This window comes from Streptomyces sp. NPDC043176 (genome assembly GCF_056436715.1).
Window position 1 is genome coordinate 40,368 of record NZ_JBWKCA010000009.1, and the last position, 21,189, is coordinate 61,556.

Annotated in this window: 16 protein-coding genes; all 16 read right to left on the bottom strand. The window is 72.0% G+C overall.

The features are described 5' to 3' along the window. Positions 1–11: 11 nt before the first annotated feature. The 16 genes from obgE to folC all read right to left on the bottom strand — a co-directional run bounded on the left by obgE (position 12) and on the right by folC (position 21,124). A complete protein-coding gene (gene obgE / locus AC067A_RS16860) occupies positions 12–1,451 on the bottom strand; it encodes a GTPase ObgE (RefSeq protein ID WP_478620524.1) in 1,440 nt (479 codons plus the stop codon). A gap of 108 nt (positions 1,452–1,559) precedes the next feature. Then, positions 1,560–1,814 carry a 50S ribosomal protein L27 gene (rpmA, locus tag AC067A_RS16865; protein ID WP_003976205.1) on the bottom strand — a complete coding sequence of 85 codons (255 nt, stop codon included), beginning with the start codon at positions 1,812–1,814 and terminating at the stop codon, positions 1,560–1,562. Between the two features lie 13 nt (positions 1,815–1,827). Then, a complete protein-coding gene (rplU, locus tag AC067A_RS16870; protein ID WP_015033583.1) occupies positions 1,828–2,148 on the bottom strand; it encodes a 50S ribosomal protein L21 in 321 nt (106 codons plus the stop codon). A gap of 244 nt (positions 2,149–2,392) precedes the next feature. Next, complete coding sequence (locus tag AC067A_RS16875; protein WP_478620528.1) at positions 2,393–6,220, bottom strand: Rne/Rng family ribonuclease; 3,828 nt, start codon at positions 6,218–6,220, stop codon at positions 2,393–2,395. 234 nt (positions 6,221–6,454) lie between these two features. Beyond that, positions 6,455–7,246: a TIGR03936 family radical SAM-associated protein gene (locus AC067A_RS16880; protein ID WP_478620531.1), complete on the bottom strand. Its 792-nt coding sequence runs from the start codon at positions 7,244–7,246 to the stop codon at positions 6,455–6,457. Positions 7,247–7,368: 122 nt separating this feature from the next. Continuing rightward, the gene (locus AC067A_RS16885; RefSeq protein ID WP_478620534.1) at positions 7,369–8,739 is read right to left on the bottom strand and encodes a hypothetical protein; all 1,371 of its coding nucleotides are present in this window, start codon (positions 8,737–8,739) and stop codon (positions 7,369–7,371) included. Positions 8,740–8,814: 75 nt separating this feature from the next. Then, complete coding sequence (locus AC067A_RS16890) at positions 8,815–10,743, bottom strand: TIGR03960 family B12-binding radical SAM protein (protein WP_478620537.1); 1,929 nt, start codon at positions 10,741–10,743, stop codon at positions 8,815–8,817. A gap of 52 nt (positions 10,744–10,795) precedes the next feature. Further along, entirely contained in the window at positions 10,796–12,328 is a 1,533-nt protein-coding gene (locus tag AC067A_RS16895; protein WP_478620540.1) for a CYTH and CHAD domain-containing protein, read from the bottom strand. An 18-nt stretch (positions 12,329–12,346) separates the two neighbouring features. Further along, positions 12,347–13,546: a rod shape-determining protein RodA gene (gene rodA, locus AC067A_RS16900; protein WP_478620543.1), complete on the bottom strand. Its 1,200-nt coding sequence runs from the start codon at positions 13,544–13,546 to the stop codon at positions 12,347–12,349. 5 nt (positions 13,547–13,551) lie between these two features. Continuing rightward, positions 13,552–15,765 (bottom strand): penicillin-binding protein 2, encoded by a 2,214-nt coding sequence (gene mrdA / locus AC067A_RS16905; RefSeq protein WP_478620545.1) that lies wholly within the window; start codon positions 15,763–15,765, stop codon positions 13,552–13,554. 19 nt (positions 15,766–15,784) lie between these two features. Beyond that, the gene (mreD, locus tag AC067A_RS16910) at positions 15,785–16,453 is read right to left on the bottom strand and encodes a rod shape-determining protein MreD (protein WP_478620548.1); all 669 of its coding nucleotides are present in this window, start codon (positions 16,451–16,453) and stop codon (positions 15,785–15,787) included. Continuing rightward, on the bottom strand, positions 16,450–17,448 hold the full coding sequence (mreC, locus tag AC067A_RS16915) for a rod shape-determining protein MreC (RefSeq protein ID WP_478620550.1): 999 nt from the start codon (positions 17,446–17,448) through the stop codon (positions 16,450–16,452). Before mreC ends, mreD begins: the two co-directional genes overlap by 4 nt. 87 nt (positions 17,449–17,535) lie before the next feature. After that, positions 17,536–18,555 carry a rod shape-determining protein gene (locus AC067A_RS16920; protein WP_125753625.1) on the bottom strand — a complete coding sequence of 340 codons (1,020 nt, stop codon included), beginning with the start codon at positions 18,553–18,555 and terminating at the stop codon, positions 17,536–17,538. Between the two features lie 218 nt (positions 18,556–18,773). Further along, a complete protein-coding gene (gene ndk / locus AC067A_RS16925; RefSeq protein WP_141301954.1) occupies positions 18,774–19,187 on the bottom strand; it encodes a nucleoside-diphosphate kinase in 414 nt (137 codons plus the stop codon). Between the two features lie 66 nt (positions 19,188–19,253). Next, positions 19,254–19,619, bottom strand: coding sequence for a DUF4233 domain-containing protein (locus AC067A_RS16930; protein WP_478620552.1), 366 nt, complete (start codon positions 19,617–19,619; stop codon positions 19,254–19,256). 5 nt (positions 19,620–19,624) lie between these two features. Further along, entirely contained in the window at positions 19,625–21,124 is a 1,500-nt protein-coding gene (folC, locus tag AC067A_RS16935; protein WP_478620555.1) for a bifunctional tetrahydrofolate synthase/dihydrofolate synthase, read from the bottom strand. Positions 21,125–21,189: the final 65 nt, after the last annotated feature.

Consider the following 21,189-nt stretch of genomic DNA (forward strand, 5'->3'; position numbering starts at 1 on the left):
CACCCGACCTGCTAGAACGGGTCGAACTCGTCGTACTCGCGCTGGACGTCGTCGCGTGCGGCGTCGCGGTCGCGACGGCGCTGGGCGGCGGGCCGGGGGGCTTCGAGGCGGTGGTCCTCGCCACGGCGGCCGAGCATCTCGGCGCCGGCCATCATCGAGGGCTCCCAGTCGAAGACGACCGCGTTGTCGTCGGCACCGATGGCGACGCCGTCGCCGGCGCGGGCGCCGGCCTTGAGCAGCCGGTCCTCGACGCCGAGGCGGTTGAGGCGGTCGGCGAGGTAGCCGACGGCCTCGTCGTTGTTGAAGTCGGTCTGGCGGACCCAGCGCTCGGGCTTCTCGCCGCGCACCCGGTACACGTCCTCGGCCTCGTCGTAGGTGACGGTGAAGCCCGCGTCGTCGACGGCCTTCGGGCGGATGACGATACGGGTCGCCTCCTCCACGGGCTTGGCCGCGCGCGCCTCGCCGACGATGCCGGCGAGGGCGAAGGAGAGCTCCTTCAGGCCGGTGCGGGCCACGGCGGAGACCTCGAACACCTGGTAGCCGCGCTCTTCGAGCTCCGGGCGGATCATGTCCGCGAGGTCCTGGCCGTCCGGGATGTCGATCTTGTTGAGGACGACGATCCGGGGCCGGTCCTCCAGGCCGCCGTACTGCTTCAGCTCCTCCTCGATGATGTCGAGGTCGGAGACCGGGTCGCGGTCGGACTCCAGCGTCGCCGTGTCGAGGACGTGGACGAGCACCGAGCAGCGCTCGACGTGGCGGAGGAACTCGAGGCCCAGGCCGCGGCCCTGGCTCGCGCCGGGGATCAGGCCGGGGACGTCGGCGATCGTGTAGACGGTCGAGCCGGCGGTGACCACGCCCAGGTTCGGGACGAGCGTCGTGAAGGGGTAGTCGGCGATCTTCGGCTTGGCGGCCGAGAGCACGGAGATGAGCGAGGACTTGCCCGCGCTCGGGTAGCCGACGAGCGCCACGTCGGCGACCGTCTTGAGCTCCAGGACGACGTCGCCCGCCTCGCCGGGCTCGCCGAGGAGCGCGAAGCCGGGGGCCTTGCGGCGGGCGGACGCGAGCGCCGCGTTGCCGAGACCGCCGCGGCCGCCCTGGCCCGCGATGAAGGTGGTGCCCTGGCCGACCAGGTCGGCGAGCACGTTGCCCTGCTTGTCGAGGACGACGGTGCCGTCGGGCACGGGCAGGACCAGGTCCTGGCCGTCCTTGCCGGAGCGGTTGTCGCCGGCGCCGGGCTGGCCGTTGGTGGCCTTGCGGTGCGGAGAGTGGTGGTACTCGAGCAGCGTGGTGACCGCCTGGTCGACGACCAGGATCACGTCACCGCCGCGGCCGCCGTTGCCGCCGTCGGGGCCGCCGAGCGGCTTGAACTTCTCCCGGTGAACGGAGGCGCAGCCGTGGCCTCCGTTACCCGCGGCGACGTGCAACTCGACGCGGTCCACGAAGGTGGTCATGGGTGTGCCTCCAGAGAAATTACGTGCGGAATGTCTATCTAGTAACACGCGAAAGGCGGACCCGCTTCCCGTACGGGAAGTGAGGTCCGCCTCCGCAAAGAGTTCCGATCAGGCGACCGGAACGATGTTCACGACCTTGCGGCCACGGTGGGTGCCGAACTGCACCGCACCGGCCTGCAGGGCGAACAGCGTGTCGTCGCCGCCACGGCCGACGCCCGCGCCCGGGTGGAAGTGGGTGCCACGCTGGCGGACCAGGATCTCACCAGCGTTGACGGCCTGACCGCCGAAGCGCTTCACGCCGAGCCGCTGGGCATTGGAGTCGCGCCCGTTCCGGGTGGACGATGCGCCCTTCTTGTGTGCCATGTCTCAGTCCCTCTTACTTCGCAGCCGCGGGGATACCGGTGACCTTGATCGCCGTGTACTGCTGGCGGTGACCCTGGCGACGGCGGTAGCCGGTCTTGTTCTTGTAGCGCAGGATGTCGATCTTGGCGCCCTTGTGGTGGTCCACGACCTCGGCCGTGACCTTGATACCGGCCAGGACCCACGGGTCGCTGGTCACGGCGTCGCCGTCGACAACGAGCAGGGTCGAGAGCTCGACCGTGTCGCCAACCTTGGCAGTGGAAATCTTGTCAACCTCAACGATGTCGCCGACAGCAACCTTGTGCTGGCGACCACCGCTGCGCACGATGGCGTACACGCGGATCTCTCTCTCACTCGGGATGGAACCTCTGAAGCCAGCCGCTCACACGGGCCCGGGGGCCCGCGGCGTTCCGGAATCGGACGAGCGGCCTCTCCCGACGAGCGGGAGGGATGTGCTCAGAGGCGCGGCGTGCCGATCAGACACGCCGACGGTCTAGGTTACGGGCGGCTGCCACAAGGGGTCAAATTCGCCCGAGCGGGTGGGGGCCGCCCCGTGGAGGGACGGCCCGCACCCGGTGGAGTCAGTCCTGGGCCGGAGCCGTGGTCTTCTCCGCCGCCTTCTTGGCCGGGGCCTTCTTGGCGGTCGTCTTCTTCGCCGCGGTCTTCTTGGTCGCCGCCGTCTTCTTGGTGGCGGCCTTCTTGGCCGTGGCCTTCTTGGCGGCGGTCTTGCGGGCCGCCGTCTTCTTGGCCGGGGCGGCCTCGGTGTCGGCGTCGGCCGGTGCCTCGGCGGCCTCGGCCGGAGCCGAGGTCACCACGACGACGGCTGCCTCCTCGGCGCCCGCGGGCGATCCGGCGGGAGCGGTGGCCTTGCGGACCACCCGGCGACGGGCACGCGGCGCGGCGGCCGCGGGGGCCTCCTCGACGACGGGCTCGGCCACCGGCTCCACGACGGGCTCCGGCTCCGGGGCGGTCTCGGCGACCGGCGCCGGCTCGGCGACGACCTCGGCGACCGGCTCCGCGGTGGAGACGACCGGGGAGGTCGCACGGCGGGTCGCACGCCGGCGGCCGCGCGGGGCCGGGGCGGCGGTCTCCTCGGCCATCGGCTCGGCCGGCGTCTCGGCGACGGGCGCGGGCTCCACGACGGGGGCGGGCTCCACGACCGGCGCCGGGGCGGCGACGGGCTCCGGCTCGTACACGACGTCCTCGGTCTCCACGACCGGCGCCGGGGCGACCGGCGCGGACACCCGGCGGGTGGCGCGGCGACGGCCGCGACCGCGCGTGGCGGCGGCCTCGGCCTCGGCGGCGGAGCCGTACAGCTCCTCGTCCGCGGCGATCGGCTCCGGCAGGGCGACCGGGGCGGCGAGCTCCGCCGCGACCTCGGCCTCGGTCTCGACCTGGGTGTCGGCCTCCGCGGCCTCGACCTGCTCGTGCTCGTGCTCGTGCTCGTGGACGTGCTCGGCACCCCCGCGGCCGCGCTTCTTCGAGCGCTTGCCGCCGCCTCCGCCACCGGCGGTGGCCGGCTGCTCCATGTGCACGATGACGCCGCGGCCGTTGCAGTGGACGCAGGTCTCGGAGAAGGACTCCAGGAGGCCCTGGCCGACCCGCTTGCGGGTCATCTGGACCAGGCCGAGCGAGGTGACCTCGGCCACCTGGTGCTTGGTCCGGTCCCGGCCCAGGCACTCCAGGAGGCGGCGCAGCACCAGGTCGCGGTTGGACTCCAGGACCATGTCGATGAAGTCGATGACGACGATGCCGCCGAGGTCGCGCAGCCGCAGCTGGCGCACGATCTCCTCGGCCGCTTCGAGGTTGTTCCTCGTCACGGTCTCTTCGAGGTTGCCGCCCTGGCCGGTGAACTTGCCGGTGTTGACGTCGACGACGATCATCGCCTCGGTCTTGTCGATCACCAGCGAGCCGCCGGACGGCAGCCAGACCTTGCGGTCCAGCGCCTTCATGAGCTGCTCGTCGATCCGGTAGGTCGCGAAGACGTCGACCTCGCTCGTCCACTTGGACAGGCGGTCGGCCAGGTCGGGAGCGACGTGCGAGACGTACCCGTGGATGGTCTCCCACGCGTCGTCGCCGCTGACGATGACCTTGGAGAAGTCCTCGTTGAAGATGTCGCGGACGACCCGGACGGTCATGTCCGGCTCGCCGTAGAGCAGGCTCGGCGCGGACGTCGAGATCTGGGCGGCCTTCTTCTGGATGTCGGTCCACTGCGCCTGCAGTCGCTCGACGTCACGGCGCAGCTCGTCCTCGCTCGCGCCCTCGGCGGCGGTGCGCACGATGACGCCCGCGTCCTCGGGGACGATCTTCTTGAGGATGGTCTTCAGACGCGCGCGCTCGGTGTCCGGGAGCTTGCGGCTGATGCCGGTCATCGAGCCCTCGGGCACGTACACGAGGTAGCGGCCGGGGAGGGAGACCTGGCTGGTCAGACGGGCGCCCTTGTGGCCGATCGGGTCCTTCGTGACCTGGACGAGGACGGGCTGGCCGGACTTGAGGGCGGTCTCGATGCGGCGCGGACCGTGACCCATGCCGAGCGCCTCGAAGTTGACCTCGCCGGCGTAGAGGACGGCGTTGCGGCCCTTGCCGATGTCGACGAAGGCGGCCTCCATCGACGGCAGGACGTTCTGGACCTTGCCCAGGTAGACGTTGCCGACGTACGAGGTGGCCTGCTCCTTGTTGACGTAGTGCTCGACGAGCACGTTGTCTTCCAGGACGCCGATCTGGGTGCGCTCGCCGTTCTGGCGGACGACCATGACGCGCTCGACGGCCTCGCGGCGGGCGAGGAACTCGGCCTCGGTGATGATCGGGACGCGGCGGCGGCCCTGCTCACGGCCCTCGCGGCGGCGCTGCTTCTTGGCCTCCAGACGGGTCGAGCCCTTGATGGACTGGACCTCGTCCGCGCCGGTGCCGGGCTCGGCCTTCTCGCGGGCCGGGCGGGGCTCGCGGACCTTGACGACCGTACGGACGCCTTCCTCGTCGGCGCCCTCGGCGTCGGCGGCGGCGTCCCCGCTGCGACGGCGGCGACGGCGACGGCGACGGGAGCTGCTGGAGCCACCGGCGAAGCCGTCGGCCTCCTCGGCGTCCTCCTCGCCGTCCTCGATCTCCTCGGCCTCGTCCTCGGCGTGCGGCTCCTCGCCCTCCTCGGCCTCCTCGACCTCGGTGAGCTCACCGCGACGGCGGCGACGGCCACCCCGGCGGCGGCGGCGGGACGGACGGTCGCCGTACTCGTCGGCGTCCTCGGCCTCGTCGGCCTCCTCGACCTCGTCCGCGACGGCCTCGACCTCGGGCTCGTCGGCGACGGTGGCCGGGACGGGCTCGACGGCGACGGGCTCGCCACGGCGGCGGCGACGGCGGCGGGAGCCGCCCTCGGCACGCTCGGCGGGCTCGGGCGCCTCGGCGACCTCGGCCTCGGCCTCGACGACCTCGATCTCCTCGAGCGTCTCGTCCTCCTCCGGCTCCACCGCACCGGCGGCGGCGGCCGCGGCGGCGGTCTCCGGGGTCTGGAACATCGGCTCGGTGAAGACCGGGGCCTGGAAGACGGCGACGGAGGGGCGCGCGGCACGGCGCGGCTCACGGGCCGGTGCCGGCTCGGAGGTGAACTGCGGGGAGGCCGCGCGGCGGCGGCCGCGGCCACGGGTGGCGGCGGTCTCGGCGGCGGCGACCTCGGCCTCGTCGGCGGCGATCTGCGCGACGGCGGACGACGGCAGCGACTCGCCGGCGGCGGTCTCGGTGGCGGTGACCTCGGCGGCGGCCTCGGTGGTCACCTCGGGCGAGGTGGCCTTGCGGGTGGCACGGCGGCGGGTGCGGGCCGGCGGGGCGGCCTCCTCCGCGGGCTCCACGACCGGCTCGGCGGACGGGGCGGCCACGGTCTCCGCGGCCTCTTCGGCGACGGCCGGCGCGCCGGCCGGGGCGGTGGCCTTGCGGGTGGCACGGCGGCGGGTACGGGCCGGCGGGGCGGCCTCCTCCGCGGGCTCCTCGGCGGCGACCGGCGCGGTCTCCGCGGGCTCCTCGGCGGCGGCCGTGGAGGTCACGGGCGAGGTGGCCTTGCGGGTGGCACGGCGACGCGCGGGGCGCGCCGGGGCGGCCTCCTCGGCGACCGGCGCCGCGGTCTCGGCGACGGGGGCGGCGGTCTCGGCCGCGGGGGTCTCCGTGACGGCGGTCTCGGCGACCGCGGTCTCGGCGGCCGGGGCGGTGGCCTTGCGGGTGGCACGGCGGCGGGTACGGGCCGGCGGGGCGGCCTCGGCCTCGGCCGGGGCGGCCTCCACGGCGGGGGCCTCGGTGGCCTCCGGGGTGGTCTCGGCGGTCGCGCCCGTCACCGGCGGACCGGCGGGGCGGGAAGCGGCGCGGCGCCTGCGGCGCGGCGGCAGCTTGTCACCGGGGGCATTGGTGTCTTCGTTGGACTCGAGCATGCGGGCGGTTCTCCCGTCACGCTCCCGGGCGCCGCGCCTTGTTCCGGTCCGGCGGCACGGTCGCGCCTGAGGCGCGGTGCCGCCGTCCGGGGCGCGGGCGCCGCACGGGAGCTGATGTCTGGCTCGCCGGTTCCGTACGCCCTGTGCGGACGGCCTGGCGAAAGTCTCCTGGTCAGTGCGCCGCCCGACCCAGGTGGCTCCCGAGTACCAGGGCTGCGCTACAACGACCGCTCCCTACGCGGTACCCGCACCCGGCGCCGTCGCAGAGGCGGTCGCGGTGGCCGTGGTTGATGCGGCCGTGACTGCCTCGCGGTCGGGCGCGAGCGGGTCGGTCACCGTGCCGGACTCCTCGTCGAAGAGCCCCTGCGCCAGCCTGGTCACCGCTGCGGGGACCGGCGGCGCCAGGTCGGCCACGGCTCGGAGACCGGACAGGACGTCGTCGGGTCGCACGGCAGGTGTCACGTGCCGAACAACCAGCCGCAGTATCGCACAGGCGCTGTCCAGCGGCCTATCACCCTGGGGATCGCCCTGGGGAGCGGCTGCCGTCAGCTCGGTGACCGCGGAGCGGGCGTCGAAGGTGCGGACGCCGTTCTTGGTCTTGCGCTGTACTTCCACCGTCTCGGCCGCGAGAAACGCCTCGACGGCCTTCGACGCGTCGTCGACCGTGACGCCCTCGAGCCGCAGCTCCCACACGGAGGCGGTGAGCCGGTCGGCGAGCCCGGACGTCCGGGCCTCGACGGCGTCGGTGATGTCGAGGCCGGTCGGCAGCGACTCGTCGAGCAGGGCCCGCAGCATCTCGGGGTCGCGCGACTCGGTCAGCGCGATCTCCAGGTACTCGGCCTCGGAGCCCGTACCGGTCGGGGCGGCGTTGGCGTACGACACCTTGGGGTGCGGGGTGAAACCCGCCGAGTACGCCATGGGCACCTCTGCACGGCGCAGCGCACGCTCGAAAGCGCGCTGGAAGTCACGGTGGCTGGTGAACCGGAGGCGGCCGCGCTTGGTGTAGCGCAGTCGGATGCGCTGCACCGCCGGTGCGGGCGGCGGGCCTTCGGGCTGTCGCTTGCCCAGTGGTTCTTCTCCTCGGTGCGGGGCGACGCGGGTGGCGCCGTCCACGAGATGTACGGGTCGCCCTGGGGGTCCCGCCCGGTTCACCCCCGCTTTCGCAGGGAGACCTCGGGGCCGGGCGCCGCGCCGGGCACGTTCGTTGTACTACCCAGAGTACGCGCACGGGCCACCTCCGGTTCCCCGGGCTCGGTCATTCGTGCTCCGCCGACCAGGGCGCGCCAGGCGTCCCGGCGTGCCTCGCGGACGGTGGCGCGGGCCGAGGCGAGCGCGTCCCGCACGGTGACGCGGGTGGACGCCAGCGCCTCCCGCACCGAGGCGCGGGCCGCGGCCAGCGCCTCCCGCACCGCCCGCCCGGTCGCGGCGGCGATCCCGCGCGCCGGGGCCCACACGTTGTCCCGCACCCACCGCCCCGCGGGCCTGGCGACACGCGTCCAGGCCCAGGCGAGGGGCCGTCCGAGCAGGTTCCACGCGACCCACTTGAGCGCCCGCCCGACCGCCCGCGACACGAACCCGGCGACCCTCCAGCACATCCCCAGCGCGTCCCGCGTCTCCCGGCCGACGGGCACGAGGACCCGCGTCCAGAGCCATACGGCGGGGGCGACGATCCCGTACCGGACCATCGGTACGGCCACGTACCGCCAGAGCCCCGTCCACGGCCACACGAAGAGGGCCTTCCCCAGCCACACCGCGGTCACCGCCAGGCCGTGACCGACGCGCGGGAGGAACCACGCGAGGCCCCGTCCGACCTGCCGGAACGACCAGCCGATCCCCCGGCCCAGCGGGCTCAGCACGTACCGGTCGAGCCAGACGGCGGGCACGGCCACGCCGTACCGGAACAGCGGGACGAGGAGGTACCGGAACAGCGCCGCGAGGGGGACGAGCAGCAGCTTCTCCAACAGGAACAGCAGCGCGGCGCCGAGCCGGGTGAGGACCTCCCGGTACAGCCAGGCCGCGGGCAGCGCGATCCCGTACCGGCAGACGGGCACGACCACGTACCGCCACAGCGCCACCCACGGCCACACGAACACGGCCCTGCCCAGCCAGAGCCCGGCCGCGGACAGCCCCCGCCACAGCCACCCGGCCCCGACGCCGATCCCCCGCCCCAGAGCGGCGAGCCCGCGGCCCACCCGGACGAAGAACCACGCCAGGCCGTGCCCGATCCCCGTGAACACCCACGCGAGACCACGGCCCACCCCCGTGAACACCCACGCCAGGCCGCGCCCCGCCGGTGCCAGGGCCCGTCGGTACAGCCATCGGGCGGGCAGTGTCAGCGTGTGGCGGAGGAGCCAGGCCAGGCCGCGGCCCGTCGGGCGCAGGAGTGCGCGGTCGAGGAGGCGGGCGAAGGCGCTGAGGGCGTCCCAGGCCATGCGGACGGGGAGGACGATCACCAGGACGACGATCCGGACGGGGATGCGGATCAGCGCCGGCGGCGGCGACGGGTGCTCCATGCTCATGCCGGAAAGGACGCGACGGCCCGGCGGAGGGTTTCCCCTCGCGCCGGGCCGTCGCCGGAGCGTTACCCGATCGGCCTACTTCACGACCGTCAGCGGCAGCAGCTTCTTGCCGGTGGGGCCGATCTGGATGTGGGTGTCCATCTGCGGGCAGACGCCGCAGTCGAAGCACGGGGTCCAGCGGCAGTCCTCGACCTCGGTCTCGTCGAGCGAGTCCTGCCAGTCCTCCCAGAGCCAGTCCTTGTCGAGACCGGAGTCCAGGTGGTCCCAGGGCAGGACCTCTTCGTAGGTGCGCTCGCGGGTCGTGTACCAGGCGACGTCGACGCCGAAGCCGGGCAGCGTCTTCTCGGCGCAGGACATCCAGCGGTCGTACGAGAAGTGCTCGCGCCAGCCGTCGAAGCGGCCGCCGTCCTCGTAGACCGCGCGGATCACGGCGCCGATGCGGCGGTCGCCGCGCGAGAGGAGGCCCTCGACGATGCCGGGCTTGCCGTCGTGGTAGCGGAAGCCGATGGAGCGGCCGTACTTCTTGTCGCCGCGGATCTTGTCGCGGAGCTTCCGCAGGCGCTCGTCGGTCTCCTCGGCGGAGAGCTGCGGGGCCCACTGGAAGGGGGTGTGCGGCTTGGGGACGAAGCCGCCGATGGAGACGGTGCAGCGGATGTCGTTCTGGCCGGAGACCTTGCGGCCCTCGGCGATCACGTTCATCGCCATGTCGGCGATCTGGAGGACGTCCTCGTCGGTCTCCGTCGGCAGGCCGCACATGAAGTACAGCTTCACCTGGCGCCAGCCGTTGCCGTACGCGGTGGAGACGGTCCGGATCAGGTCCTCCTCCGAGACCATCTTGTTGATGACCTTGCGCATGCGCTCGGAGCCGCCCTCGGGCGCGAAGGTGAGGCCGGAGCGGCGGCCGTTCCTGGTCAGCTCGTTCGCGAGGTCGACGTTGAAGGCGTCCACCCGGGTCGAGGGCAGGGAGAGGCCGACCTTGTCGTCCGTGTAGCGGTCGGCCAGGCCCTTGGCGATCTCACCGATCTCGGTGTGGTCGGCGGAGGAGAGCGAGAGGAGGCCGACCTCCTCGAAGCCCGTCGCCTTGAGGCCCTTCTCGACCATCTCGCCGATGCCGGTGATGCTTCGCTCCCGCACGGGGCGCGTGATCATGCCGGCCTGGCAGAAGCGGCAGCCGCGGGTGCAGCCGCGGAAGATCTCGACGGACATGCGCTCGTGGACGGTCTCCGCGAGCGGCACGAGGGGCTGCTTCGGGTACGGCCACTCGTCGAGGTCCATGACGGTGTGCTTGGAGACGCGCCACGGCACGCCGGACCTGTTCGGCACGACACGGCCGATGCGGCCGTCCGGCAGGTACTCGACGTCGTAGAAGCCCGGGACGTAGACCGAGCCCGTCTTCGCGAGGCGGAAGAGGACCTCCTCGCGCCCGCCCGGCCGGCCCTCCGCCTTCCACGCGCGGATGATCTCGGTCATGTCGAGGACGGCCTGCTCGCCGTCGCCGATGATCGCGGCGTCGATGAAGTCCGCGATCGGCTCGGGGTTGAAGGCGGCGTGGCCGCCGGCGAGCACGATCGGGTGGTCGACGGTCCGGTCCTTCGCCTCCAGCGGGATGCCGGCCAGGTCGAGGGCGGTGAGCATGTTCGTGTAGCCGAGCTCGGTGGAGAAGCTGAGGCCGAACACGTCGAAGGCGCTCACCGGGCGGTGCGAGTCGACCGTGAACTGCGGTACGCCGTGCTCCCGCATCAGCTCTTCGAGGTCCGGCCACACGCTGTACGTGCGCTCGGCCAGGACGCCCTCGCGCTCGTTCAGCACCTCGTAGAGGATCATGACGCCCTGGTTGGGCAGACCGACCTCGTACGCGTCCGGGTACATCAGCGCCCAGCGGACGTCGGCGGACTCCCAGGGCTTGACCGTGGAGTTCAGCTCTCCACCGACGTACTGAATCGGCTTCTGCACGTGCGGGAGCAGAGCTTCGAGCTGCGGGAAGACAGACTCGGCAGCAGACATCTCGAACCTTCGTGAGCTGGCAGGGGGGCGACTCTCAAGCGTACCCCGGTGCTCAGCGGGTCAGCGCCGACCGGAGTCCCGGGGACGAGGCCCGCGCCCAGACCGCCGGCAGCTCGTGTTCGATCGCCGTGGCCGTGGCCTCCTCGTGGCCGTGGAGGAGTCCCCAGGTGAAGGCGGACTCGCCGACGCCGTGGGCCTGGATCCCGAGCTCGCGCAGGACCGTCCGGGCGACGACGGTGTCGTGGTGCTCGCCGAGCAGCGACTGGAGGGCCTTGACACGCTTGCCGAGCCGTCTGGCGGGCTTGCCGAGGGCGGGGCGGGCCGCGTCGGCGGCGTAGCGGGCGCGCTTGGCGGCCTTGCGGGCCTCGTGGAGGGCGAGGTCGCGCTCGTGGCCGGGGTCGAGGGAGAGGGCGTGCTCGACGCGGCGGGCGAGGCGGCGGTGGTCCTTGCGGACGGCGCGGGCGAGGACCTTCCGGGCGTCGCGGTCGGCGGCCTCGCGCAGCGGCGGGGCGGCGAGGAGCGCGTCGAGGGTGTCGAGGAGGGCGAGGTGGCGGGCGGAGTCGAGGGCGGCGAGTACCTGGTGCCGGGCGCTCTTGGTGCGGGCGGCGTCCCGGCGGCGCAGCCGGGCCCGGACCGGACCGAGGACGAGGGCGGGCGGCAGGTCCGCGACGCCGGCGCGCAGGCGGCCGTCGAGTACCTCCTGGTCGCGGGCGACGCCGAGCTCTCCGGCGAGCCACTTCAGTTCGTCGCCGACGGGGTCGGTGACGTCCCGGTCCAGGACCCGGCGGTACGTCTTGAAGGCGCTGCGCAGCCGGCGGCAGGCGACCCGCATCTGGTGGACGGCGTCGGGCAGGTCCCGCCGTACGGCCGGGTCGAGGGCGACGATCGCGTCGACCTGTTCCCGCAGGTAGGCGAGGACGACGGCTGCGGCGCTGCCGGGCCGGCCGGGGACGGCGGGCGGGCGGGGCGGCGCGCCCGTCTCGGTGAGGGCCCTGGCGAGTTTGGACGCGGACCGGGAGGGGTGGATGCCGGCCTTCCCGAGGCGTTTCCCGATGGCGTCGAGGACGGCGGGGTCGGGGCCGTCGGAGCCGTCCGGGCCGTCGGCGAGTTCCACCTCGATCTCGGTCCAGGTGGCCTCGGGGCCGGCGGGCAGCCGTTCGGCGTGGACGGTGTCGACGGAGAGTTCGGCGAGGAGGGTGCCGTCGGCGGCGAGGAGGTGGCGGACGTCGCGGGCGGAGCGGAGGCGTACGACCGGGACGACCGTGCCGGTCCGGACCCGGGAGCGCAGGAGTTCGGCCAGTTCGTCCGGCAGGGTGTCGCTCAGCGGGGCCCTGATCTCGTCGCGGACGCCGGCGGCGACGGGGAACTTGACGTGCCAGCCGGCGTCGCTGCCGCCGGTGCGGCGGCGCAGGGTGACGGAGTCGGCGGCGAGGCGCAGGTCGGGCGTGTCGTAGTAGACGGCGTCCAGTTCCATGACGCCCCGGTCCGCGACCTCGGAGACCCCGCCGGCCTCGGTGAGGTCCGGGAGCGGGGTCTCCCCGGTGGCTTCGTACTTCCGCTCGATCTCGCGCTTCGTCTCGGCCATACGTCGAATCTAGTCGTGTCAGGCCGTCATCGGGCGCTGTACGCGGATCGACTGGAGGAGGCCGATCGCCACCCATACGGCGAACATGGACGAGCCGCCGTAGGAGACGAACGGCAGGGGGAGGCCGGCGACCGGCATGATGCCGAGCGTCATGCCGATGTTCTCGAAGGACTGGAAGGCGAACCAGGCGATGATCCCGGCCGCGACGATCGTGCCGTAGAGCTCGGTGGTCTCGCGGGCGATGCGGCAGGAGCGCCAGAGGATGACGCCGAGGAGTACCAGGATCAGTCCGGCGCCGACGAAGCCGAGCTCCTCCCCCGCGACCGTGAAGACGAAGTCGGTCTGCTGTTCGGGGACGAACTGGCCGGTGGTCTGGGAGCCCTTGAAGAGGCCGGCGCCGAGGAGGCCGCCGGAGCCGATGGCGATCCGGGCCTGGTTGGTGTTGTAGCCGACGCCGGCGGGGTCGAGGTCGGGGTTGGCGAAGGCGGCGAAGCGGTTGATCTGGTACTCGTCGAGCATGCCGAGCGTGGTGACGAGGACGGCGCCGAGGACGCCCGCGCCGATGAGGCCGAGGACCCACCGGTTGGAGGCGCCGGAGGCGAGGAGCACGCCGAGCACGATGACGGCCATGACCATGACCGAGCCGAGGTCGGGCATCAGCATGACGATGCCCATGGGGAGGGCCGCCAGGGTGAGGGCCTTGGCGACCGTGCGGTGGTCGGGATGGAGCTGGTCGCCCGCGTCGACCTTGGCGGCGAGCAGCATCGCCATGACCAGGATGATCGTGATCTTCACGAACTCGCTGGGCTGGAGGGAGAAGCCGCCGCCGACGACGATCCACGCGTGGGCGCCGTTGATGGTGGCGCCGAGCGGGGTGAGGACGGCGAGGATCAGCACGATCGAGACGGTGTAGAGGATCGGCACCGCGCCGCGCAGGGTGCGGTGGCCGAGCCAGATCGTGCCGACCATCAGGGCGAGGCCGATTCCGGTGTTGAGCAGGTGCCGGAAGAGGAAGTAGTACGGGTCGCCGTTGTTGAGCTCGGTGCGGCCGCGGGTGGCGGACCAGACGAGCAGCGACCCGACGCCCGAGAGGGCGAGCGCCGAGAGCAGTATCGGCCAGTCGAGCCGGCGGACCACCGAGTCGCGGGCCGTCAGTTTGGCGAGGGTGCCGCGCTCGGGGGCGTACCGGGAGACGGAGAAGCCGTGGGGTGCGGTCATGGTCCTCAGTCCCTCCAGTTGGCGGGCGGTCCCGCGAGGGCCGGGTCGTCGTCCGGCTTCTTCGTGCCGTCCGGTGCCTTCGGGGGCGCGTTCGGGTCGATCTTCTGGGCCTCGGGGTCGTACGGCTTGATCTTCGGGGCGTCGATGGAGCCGTCGGCCTCGATCCTCGGCAGCGTCTTCTGCGGCTGCGGCAGCAGGGCGCGCTTGAGGTCCTGGTTGCCGGCGTCGTCGAGTCCGTAGAGCGCGTCGTAGATGTTGCGCACGGCGGGGCCCGAGGCGCCGGAGCCGGTACCACCCTGGGAGATCGTCATGACGATCGCGTAGTCCTTGGTGTACGTGGCGAACCAGGAGGTCGTCTGCTTGCCGTAGACCTCCGCGGTGCCCGTCTTGGCGTGCATCGGGATCTTGTCCTGCGGCCAGCCGCCGAACCGCCAGGCGGCGGTGCCGCGGGTGGCGACTCCCGCGAGCGCTTCCTCTATCAACGCCTGGGTCTTGGTGTCCATGGGGAGCTTGCCGTGGGACTTGGGCTTGATCTCGTTGACCTTCTTGCCGTCGGGGCTGACGATCGCCTTGCCGACGGTGGGGTTCCAGAGGGTGCCGCCGTTGGCGATGGCGGCGTAGATGGTGGCCATCTGGATGGGGGTGACGAGGGTGTCGCCCTGGCCGATGGAGTAGTTGACGGAGTCACCGGCGCGCATGAGGTTGCCTTCGAGGCAGTTCTCGTACGAGAGCTGCTGCACGTAGGTGCCGCCGCGCTTGCCGATCTTGCACCAGTAGTCCTTGTTGGCCGCCCAGAAGTCCTGCTTCCACTTCCGGTCGGGGACGCGGCCGGTGACCTCGTTGGGGAGGTCGATGCCGGTCTCGGCGCCGAGGCCGAACTGATGGGCCGTCTTGTAGAACCAGTCCTTGGCGTCCTTCTTCGGCTTCATGCCGCCGTCGTTCAGCCACTGCTGGTGGGAGAGGGCGTAGTAGACGGTGTCGCAGGAGACCTCGAGGGCCTGGCCGAGGGTGATGGAGCCGTGGCCCTGGGACTCGAAGTTCTTGAAGACCTGGCCGCCGATGGAGTACGAGGAGGGGCAGGGGTAGCGCCCGTTGAACTCGTATCCGGCGTTGACGGCGGCGGCCGTCGGGATGACCTTGAAGATGGAGCCGGGGGCGGCCTGTCCCTGGATGGCCCGGTTGAGGAGCGGGAAGTTGGAGTCCTTGCCGGTGAGGGCCGCGTAGTCCTTGGCGGAGATGCCGCCGACCCAGGCGTTGGGGTCGTAGTCGGGCTGCGAGGCCATGGCGACGATCCGCCCGGTCTTCGTCTCCATGACGACGACGGCGCCGGCGTCGGCCTTGTAGTTCTCGTTGGTGTTCCGGTCGTGGACCTTGCGGGCCTCGACCATCGCGTTGTGCAGCTCCCACTCGGCGACCGCCTGCACGCGGGCGTCGATGGAGGTGACGACGTTGGAGCCGGGGACGGCGGGGTCGCTCTTGGCCTGGCCGATGACGCGGCCGAGGTTGTCGACCTCGTAGCGGGTGACGCCTGCCTTGCCGCGCAGTTCCTTGTCGTACGTGCGCTCCAGGCCGGAGCGGCCGACCTGGTCGGAGCGGAGGAACGGCGAGTCGGTGTCCTTGGCCTTCTCGATCTCGGTGTCGGTGACGGGCGAGAGGTAGCCGAGGACCTGGGAGGTGCGGGCCTTGCCGGGGGCCGGGTAGCGGCGTACGGCGGTGGGTTCGGCGGTGATGCCGGGGAAGTCCTCGGCGCGCTCCCGGATCTGGAGGGCCTGCTGGGTGGTGGCCTCGTCGGTGACCGGGATCGGCTGGTAGGGGGATCCGTTCCAGCAGGGCTTGGGGGTCTCGGAGTCGCAGAGCCGGATCTTGTTGATGACGTCGTCGGGCTTCATGTCGAGGACGTCGGCGAGCCGGGTCAGGACGGCCTTGCCCCGGTCCTTCATCTTCATCAGCTCGGTGCGGGACGCGGAGACCACGAGCCGGGTCTCGTTGTCGGCGAGCGGGACGCCGCGGGCGTCGAGGAGCGAGCCGCGGACGGCGGGCTGGACGACCTGCTGGACGTGGTTGTTCTTCGCCTCGTCCGTGTACTCCTTGCCGTTGCGGATCTGGAGGTACCAGAGGCGGCCCCCCAGGGTGAGCAGCAGCGAGAAGACCAGGATCTGGATGACGACGAGCCGGATCTGGACCCGCGGGGTCCGCCCGGTCTCGGGGATGTTGCTCATACTGCGGGTGCCCCCTCGGTCACAGTCGCTTGACTCCCTTGATGCGTCCGGCCCGTGAGGCGCGGCTCCGGGCGGCCTTCACGCGCAGGCCGCCGCGCTGGGTGCCGATCCGCAGGCCGGTGCCGGAGGAGAGCCAGCCGGACGCGACGTCGGCGCCGTTGCCGCCGCCGGCGTCGGCGAGCGGGTCGTTCTCGGCCCGGCGGGCCAGGGCCATGATGAGCGGCACGGTGAACGGCGCGAGGAGCAGGTCGTACACGGCCGCGGTGAACAGCAGGGACCCGAGGCCGACATGGCGGGCCGCGGTGTCGCCGACGAGGGCGCCGACGCCCGCGTAGAGCAGGGTGGAGCCGACGGCCGCGGCGACGACGACGGCCATGGGGCCGGTCGCGGAGGTCAGCCGGCCGTTGTCGGGGCGGGCGAGGCCGACGAGGTAGCCGATGACGCAGAGCACGAGGGCGTAGCGGCCGGCGGCGTGGTCGGCGGGCGGGGCCAGGTCGGCGAGCAGTCCGGCGGTGAAGCCGATGAGGGAGCCGCTGACCGGGCCGTGGACGAGGGCGAGGCCGACGACGGTGAGGAGCACCAGGTCGGGGACGGCGCCGGGGAGTTGGAGGCGGGCGAGGACGGAGACCTGGACGACCAGGGCGACCACGATCAGGGTGGCGGAGAGGAGGATGCGGTTGAACTTCACGGTGTCGCGTCCCCCTGGTCCTGCGGTGCCTGTTGGTTCTGGTCCGGCTTCCGGCCCTGTGGTGTTCCGTCGGCGGCCTGCTGTCCGTCCGGTGGCGGCGGCGTGACCGTGACGGTGACGGTCGGCGCGGGCTTCGGCTTCTGCGGCAGGACCGCGTCGCGGGGGTCGGAGCGGGGGGCCTGGACGACGACGCCGACGATGTCGAGCTTGGTGAAGCCGACGTACGGGCGGACGTAGATGTTGCGGGTCAGGCCGCCGCCCGCGGGGTCGACGCGGACGACCTCGCCGACCGGCACGCCGGGCACGAAGGGCTTGTCGGCGCGCGAGCCGAAGGTGACGAGCCGGTCGCCGGGCTTCACCTTGGCCTTGCCGTTGAGGAGCTGGACGAGGAGGGGGCTGTCGCCCTGGCCGGTGGCGAAGCCGAGTTCGTCGGACTTCTCCATGCGGGTGCCGACGGTGAAGTCGGGGTCGTTGGCGAGGAGCACCGTGGAGGTGGAGGGGCCGACGGTGGTGACGCGGCCGACGAGCCCCGAGCCGTTGAGCACGGTCATGTCCCGCTGGATGCCGTCGCGGGCGCCGACGTCGATGGTGACGGTCCAGGAGAAGCCCTGGGCCGCTCCTATGGCGATGACCTGCGCGCCCTTGATGCCGTACTGCCCCGCGCCCGCCGTCTTGAGCATGCTGTCGAGCTCGCGCAGCCGGTTGCGGTTGCGGTCGTCGCTGCCGAGTTCGGCCTTGAGCTCGGCGTTCTCCTTCTCCAGGGCGGCGATCCGGGTGTGCCGCTCCCCGGAGTCCCGGACCGCGCCTATGGCGTTGCCGATGGGGTCGACGGCCGCCGCCACGCCGTTCTCGACGGGCCCGAAGACCGCGGCCGCGGCCTGCCGGGCACCGTCGACGGGTGACTCCTGACCGCCGCGGATGTCCACCGTGATCAGTGCGAACGCGATGGCGATCAGCAGCACCAGGAGCAGCCGGCTCTCTCGTGTGTCCCTCACGTGCGGCGGCCGTGCCTTTCCTCGTGGTTCGGTTGTTCGGCTGTACGGGTGTTCTCTTGTGGGTGGTACGGGCGGTACGGGTGGTGCCTAGCGGCGGGGCTGGGCGTCCAGGACCTGCTGGAGGGCCTCGAACTCCTCCACGCACTTGCCGGCACCGAGCGCCACCGAGTCCAGCGGGTCCTCGGCGATGTGGATCGGCATGCCGGTCTCGCGGCGGAGCCGTTCGTCGAGGCCGCGCAGCAGGGCGCCGCCACCCGTGAGAACGATGCCGCGGTCCATGACGTCACCGGAGAGCTCCGGCGGGCACTTGTCGAGCGTGGTCTTCACCGCGTCGACGATGGCGTTGACCGGCTCCTCGATGGCCTTGCGGACCTCGGCGGCGGAGATGACCACGGTCTTGGGCAGGCCGGAGACGAGGTCGCGGCCGCGGATCTCGGTGTGCTCGTCCTTGTCGAGGTCGTACGCCGAACCGATGGTGATCTTGATCTGCTCGGCGGTCCGCTCACCGAGGAGGAGCGAGTACTCCTTCTTGATGTGCTGGATGATCGCGTTGTCGAGCTCGTCGCCGGCGACCCGGATCGACTGTGCCGTGACGATTCCGCCGAGGGAGATGACGGCGACCTCGGTGGTGCCGCCGCCGATGTCGACGACCATGTTGCCGGTGGCCTCGTGGACGGGGAGGCCCGAGCCGATGGCCGCCGCCATGGGCTCCTCGATGATGTGCACCTGGCGGGCGCCGGCCTGGGTCGACGCCTCGATGACGGCGCGGCGCTCCACTCCGGTGATGCCGGAGGGCACGCAGACGACGACGCGGGGGCGGGCCAGGTAGCGGCGCTTGTGGATCTTGAGGATGAAGTAGCGGAGCATCCGCTCGGTGATCTCGAAGTCGGCGATGACGCCGTCCTTGAGCGGGCGGACGGCGACGATGTTGCCGGGCGTCCGGCCGATCATCTTCTTCGCCTCGGCGCCGACCGCCAGGATGCCGCCGGTGTTGGTGTTGATCGCGACGACGGACGGCTCGTTCAGGACGATGCCTCGACCCCTGACGTACACCAGCGTGTTGGCGGTCCCGAGGTCGACAGCCATGTCACGGCCGATGAACGACATTGAGTTCCCCTTGATTTCCCATGGCTGAGAGTGGTGCGGCGATGGAGTTTTCCATCGTAGTGCCGCCCGCGCGGATGCCGCGCGTTGGTCCACCCCTGTAGCTGGTGACGGCAGGACGCGGCGATCCGTTCCCGGGATTGGCGTTCATATGCCTGGAGGCGACCGAAATTCCTTCGGTCGCCCCACAGGGTGCTTCGTTTGGCTGACTGGCAATCAGATCAGACGAGGCCCGGGAAGAAGATCTTCAGCTCACGGAGCGCCGACTCCTCGGAGTCCGAGGCGTGGATCAGGTTCTCACGGACGATGGTGCCGAAGTCACCGCGGATGGAACCGGGCGCGGCGGCGATCGGGTCGGTCGGGCCGGCGAGCTGCCGGACGCCCTCGATGACCCGCTCGCCCTCGACGACGAGCGCGACGACCGGGCCGGAGGACATGAAGCCCATCAGCGGCTCGTAGAACGGCTTGCCCTTGTGCTCGCCGTAGTGCTGCTCGAGGGTGTCCTGATCCAGCTCGCGCAGCTCCAGGGCCGCCAGGGTCCAGCCGGCCTTGCGCTCGATACGGCCGATGATCTCGCCGATCAGACCACGGCGGACGGCGTCGGGCTTGAGCAGGACGAGCGTGCGCTGGCTCACGGGGTGACTCCTTCGGAAAAGCGGTGTGCGGGACCTCCGAGGCTACAGGTCCCGCACGTGCCTCGATTACGCAGCGTCAGGCCCTGCCGAGGCCCCCGCGGCCTGTGCCTCGGCCCACCGCGCCTTGATGTCGTCGATCCGTCGCCCGTAGTGAACGGAGGCCCACCACAGACCGGCGAAGACCGCGCCGAGGAAGAACATGGTCGGCACGACGAAGCCGCTGAGGACCAGACCGATCTGCAGGGCCCAGCCGAGCTGGACTCCGCCGGGACGGGTGACCATCCCGCACAGCAGCACCGAGAAGACCATCGCGATCCCGCAGACCCACCAGACGGTGGACATCGCGAGGCCGTCGTCCTTCATGGCGACGAGCCCGGCGAAGCCGATGACGAAGAACTCGCCGATGAGCGTCGAGGAACAGAGCGTACGCATGGGATTCAGCCCCTCCGCAGCAGCAGCCGGGCGTCGCCGACCGTGAAGATCGAACCGGTGACGAGGACGCCCGCGCCACCGAACTCGGCCTCTTCCTCCGCAAGGGTGATGGCGGTCTCGATGGCGTCGTCGAGCCGGGGCTCGACGACGACCCGGTCCTCGCCGAAGACCTCGACGGCGGTCGCGGCGAGCGCGTCCACGTCGGTGGCCCGCGGAGTGGAGTTCGCCGTGATGACGACCTCCGCGAAGATCGGCTCGAAGGCCTCCAGGAGACCCCTGGCGTCCTTGTCGCCGCTCGTGGAGACCACGCCGATGAGCCGCGAGAAGCCGAAGGCCTCGCTGATGCCCTCCGCCGTGGCCCGCGCGCCGTGGGGGTTGTGCGCGGCGTCCAGGATCACCGTCGGCGAGGAGCGGACGATCTCGAGGCGGCCCGGCGAGGCCACCTGGGCGAAGGCCCGGCGGACCGTGTCCACGTCCAGGGTCCTGGCGTGCTCGGCGCCGATCCCGAAGAAGGCCTCGACGGCCGCGAGCGCCACCGCCGCGTTGTGCGCCTGGTAGGCGCCGTGCAGCGGAAGGAAGACGTTGTCGTACTCGCCGCCCAGGCCGCGCAGGGTGAGGAGCTGGCCGCCCACCGCGACCTCGCGGGAGACGATGCCGAACTCCATGCCCTCGCGGGCGACCGTGGCGTCCGCCTCGACGGCCTTCTTCAGCAGGACCTGTGCCGCGTCCACCGGCTGCTGGGCCAGGATCACGGTCGCGCCCTGCTTGATGATCCCGGACTTCTCGCCGGCGATCTCGCCGGTCGTCCCGCCGAGCCGGTCGGTGTGGTCCAGGTCGATGGGGGTGACGACGGCCACGGAGCCGTCGATCACGTTCGTCGCGTCCCAGGTGCCGCCCATGCCGACCTCGACGACGGCCACGTCGACCGGGGCGTCCGCGAAGGCGGCGTACGCCATTGCGGTGAGGACCTCGAAGAAGGAGAGGCGGTACTCCTCGCGGGCGTCGACCAGCTCCACGTACGGCTTGACGTCCTGGTACGTCTCGATGAACCGCTCGGCGGAGATCGGGGCGCCGTCCAGGCTGATCCGCTCGGTGATGGTCTGCACGTGCGGCGAGGTGTACCGCCCGGTGCGCAGCTCGAAGGCGCCGAGCAGGGCCTCGATCATGCGGGCCGTCGACGTCTTGCCGTTGGTGCCGGTGATGTGGATCGAGGGGTACGCGCGCTGCGGCTCGCCGAGGACGTCCATCAGGGCCGCGATCCGCTTGACCGAGGGCTCCAGCTTGGTCTCGCCCCATCGGGTCGACAGCTCGGTCTCGACCTCGCGGAGTGCCTTGTCGAGCTCCGGGTCCTGGGGGCGGCCGGGCACGGGGTCGCCCTGGGGCGGCCCGCCCTGCGTGCGCAGGGTACGGCTGCCGGCCTCGATCACCGCGAGGTCGGGGTCTCTGTCTGTCTCGGTGTCGACGATGTCGTCGAACTGGTCATTCGGGTCGCTCGGCTCGCTCACGGGGCCCAGTCTACGGAGCGGTACCGACAGGACCGCGGACCCACCCCTTTCGGGACTTTCGGTCC

Coding starts and splice junctions, on each gene's coding strand:
- mrdA (WP_478620545.1), bottom strand. CDS start 15,765: ATGAGCAACATCCCCGAGACCGGGCGGACCCCGCGGGTCCAGATCCGG.
- AC067A_RS16920 (WP_125753625.1), bottom strand. CDS start 18,555: ATGTCGTTCATCGGCCGTGACATGGCTGTCGACCTCGGGACCGCCAAC.
- AC067A_RS16930 (WP_478620552.1), bottom strand. CDS start 19,619: ATGCGTACGCTCTGTTCCTCGACGCTCATCGGCGAGTTCTTCGTCATC.
- AC067A_RS16895 (WP_478620540.1), bottom strand. CDS start 12,328: ATGGCCGAGACGAAGCGCGAGATCGAGCGGAAGTACGAAGCCACCGGG.
- obgE (WP_478620524.1), bottom strand. CDS start 1,451: ATGACCACCTTCGTGGACCGCGTCGAGTTGCACGTCGCCGCGGGTAAC.
- rodA (WP_478620543.1), bottom strand. CDS start 13,546: ATGACCGCACCCCACGGCTTCTCCGTCTCCCGGTACGCCCCCGAGCGC.
- rpmA (WP_003976205.1), bottom strand. CDS start 1,814: ATGGCACACAAGAAGGGCGCATCGTCCACCCGGAACGGGCGCGACTCC.
- AC067A_RS16890 (WP_478620537.1), bottom strand. CDS start 10,743: ATGTCTGCTGCCGAGTCTGTCTTCCCGCAGCTCGAAGCTCTGCTCCCG.
- AC067A_RS16885 (WP_478620534.1), bottom strand. CDS start 8,739: ATGAGCATGGAGCACCCGTCGCCGCCGCCGGCGCTGATCCGCATCCCC.
- AC067A_RS16875 (WP_478620528.1), bottom strand. CDS start 6,220: ATGCTCGAGTCCAACGAAGACACCAATGCCCCCGGTGACAAGCTGCCG.